The 1316-nt window shown below is 66.1% G+C and carries 4 protein-coding genes; 2 read left to right on the top strand and 2 right to left on the bottom strand.

Annotated elements, in window-relative coordinates; all coding sequences use genetic code 11:
* On the top strand, window positions 1-287 hold a 287-nt coding region (locus NS334_RS16330), incomplete at its 5' end, for a hypothetical protein (RefSeq protein ID WP_206542678.1).
* 24 nt (window positions 288-311) lie between these two features.
* Window positions 312-611 carry a pyocin activator PrtN family protein gene (locus NS334_RS16325; protein ID WP_058607107.1) on the top strand — a complete coding sequence of 100 codons (300 nt, stop codon included), beginning with the start codon at window positions 312-314 and terminating at the stop codon, window positions 609-611.
* 278 nt (window positions 612-889) lie between these two features.
* Here the strand turns inward: NS334_RS16325 and NS334_RS18745 are convergent, their stop codons facing one another.
* Both NS334_RS18745 and NS334_RS16320 read right to left on the bottom strand, forming a co-directional pair.
* Entirely contained in the window at window positions 890-1036 is a 147-nt protein-coding gene (locus NS334_RS18745) for a hypothetical protein (protein ID WP_193753142.1), read from the bottom strand.
* 93 nt (window positions 1037-1129) lie between these two features.
* Window positions 1130-1316, bottom strand: a 187-nt coding sequence (locus NS334_RS16320; RefSeq protein WP_193753141.1) for a MucR family transcriptional regulator, incomplete at its 5' end; no start/stop codon positions are given.

The following is a 1316-nucleotide window of genomic DNA, read 5'->3' as shown; positions in this document are numbered from 1 at the left end:
CCTCGGAGGCGCAGATGCGAAGGCAACAGCCAAGCGCGGGGCGGCGGAAAAAGCGCTTCGAAAACCGTGAGCCGACCCTCGCTGAGATTGAAGAGGCGACCCTCTACTCGGCCTATCTCGTGGAAAAGCTCGGCGAGCAGTACGCCCCGGTCATGGACCGCCTTGTCATCGAGCTAGAGGAGGCTCGGAAGCGGGGCGGCAGCCCTACTGAGAGGGCTAAACGGATCCTAGACGAAGCGGAGGCAGACGGTCGGCTTGCAGCCGTGAACATCACGCGGAAGCGCTAAGAGGCTCACCTCGCGGAGAACACCATGAAGGCCCGTAGCATGCGAGCGCCCGACCCTGTGCAGTCGACGACGGTCGCCCTTCTGCGGGAGCAGTACGGCCCGCGGGTCATCATCCCCCTCGACCGTGTGATGGAGGACTACTTCCCCGGCGTGTCGCAGGAGCACCTGTTGCGCCGGGTCAGTGAAGGCAAGCTAAACCTGCCGATCGTGCGGATCGACGCCAGCCAGAAGTCAGCCAAGGGGGTCGGCTTGATAGACCTCGCGGCCTACCTCGACCAGCGAATGGAAGCTGCCCGCAAGGAGTGCCGTCAGCTTTGCGGGTAGCCTGCCCGGGCAATTCTGCCACCCCTCTTACGGCTACGCTTTCGCTCCGACCGGTGGCACAGTGCGCCCCATGCCGATCCGGCCCGAGCACCGCTTCTTCTACCCCATCGACTGGGCGCAGCTCTCGGCCGTGATCCGGTTCGGGCGGGCGAGAGGCTGCTGCGAGGGCTGCGGACGGCCGCACGGACGGATGAGTTTTTCACTTGGGTGATGGGCGCTGGTGGGATGCTGATGCCGGTCGGTGGCGCGACGGTCGGGGGCGCCCGATCCTGGTCGCGTCAGTAGCCGACATCCTCGGAAAAGCTCGTCGCACCCGCGTCGTCCTCGCTGCGGCCCATCGGGATCATGACACCGCGAACAACACCGGTGCCAACCTCGCGGCCTTCTGCCAGCGCTGCCATATGATCCACGATCGGCCGGAGCATCGCAGGCGGCGCTGGCGAACGCTGTTTCGGTGCAAGGCGCTCGGGGACCTGTTCGGTGGTCCCTATGCCTGAACACGCCGCTGTGGGCGCCCGCTAGACCTGCGAGGCCTGTGCCTTCTGAGGAATGGCACGGTAGCCGCGGTTGAACTGCAAGCTCGCGGCGATCGCCGATCGCCTCTGCGAGTAGCCGGGGGCCACCATCGGATAGTCGAGCGGAAGGCCCCACTTCGCCCGATACGTCTCCGGCGTCAGCCCACAGGTCGTCAGGTGCCGCTTGAGC

Source organism: Sphingomonas endophytica, assembly GCF_001476895.1.
Lineage (GTDB): Bacteria > Pseudomonadota > Alphaproteobacteria > Sphingomonadales > Sphingomonadaceae > Sphingomonas > Sphingomonas endophytica_A.
This window is presented reverse-complemented; position numbering and strand designations above follow the sequence as displayed.